General features: G+C 74.0%; 1 protein-coding gene. It reads right to left on the bottom strand.

Annotated features, from left to right (window positions below; translation table 11 throughout):
* Window positions 1-720, bottom strand: a 720-nt coding sequence (locus MCBG_RS30685) for a zinc-binding dehydrogenase (RefSeq protein WP_157560832.1), incomplete at both ends; no start/stop codon positions are given.

Here is a 720-nt window from a genome sequence, read left to right as displayed (position 1 = left end):
CGAACAGGTCGAGCAGCTCGGGTGAGCATCTCCCCGATGCGCCGGTGCCCGGCCTCGTTGAGGTCGAACGCGCGGTAGGTGACGCCCGGGTGGCCGGCGGCGACGGTTTCGGCGTCGCGTACGTCGGCCTTGCCCATCTCCACGAACCGGCCACCGCGCGGCAGCAGCCGCAGCGACGCGTCCACGAACTCACCGGCGAGGGCGTCGAGCACCACGTCGACGCCGGCACCGCCGGTGGCCGCGCCGAAGGTCTGCTCGAACTCGGTGGTCCGCGACGACGCGATCCGCTCCTCGGCCACCCCGAGTTCCCGCAGCACGCCCCACTTGCCGGGGCTGGCGGTGGCGTGGACCGTCGCGCCCCAGTGCCGGGCGAGCTGGATGGCGGCCATGCCGACGCCACCGGCGCCGTTGTGGATCAGCACCGACTCACCGGACCGCAGCCCGGCGAGGTCCCGCAGCGCGTAGTACGCGGTCAGGAACACCACCGGCACGGAGGCGGCCTGCGCGAACGACCAGCCGGCGGGGATCTTCGCCACGAGGTCGCGGGTGGCGATCACCTCGGGGGCGAAGGCCGGCTCGAACATGCCGAGCACCCGGTCGCCGGGGGCCAGGTCGGTCACGCCGGGGCCGACCTCGACCACGACGCCCGCGCCCTCGCTGCCCATCACGGCCGCCGGATCCGGGTACATGCCCAGGCCGATCAGCACGTCGCGGAAGTTC

The sequence above is a fragment of the Micromonospora sp. M42 genome (assembly GCF_000568915.1).
Classification (GTDB): Bacteria; Actinomycetota; Actinomycetes; order Mycobacteriales; family Micromonosporaceae; genus Micromonospora; species Micromonospora chalcea.
Note: the sequence above shows the minus strand (reverse complement) of the source record. Positions and strands in the feature narration are given on the sequence as shown.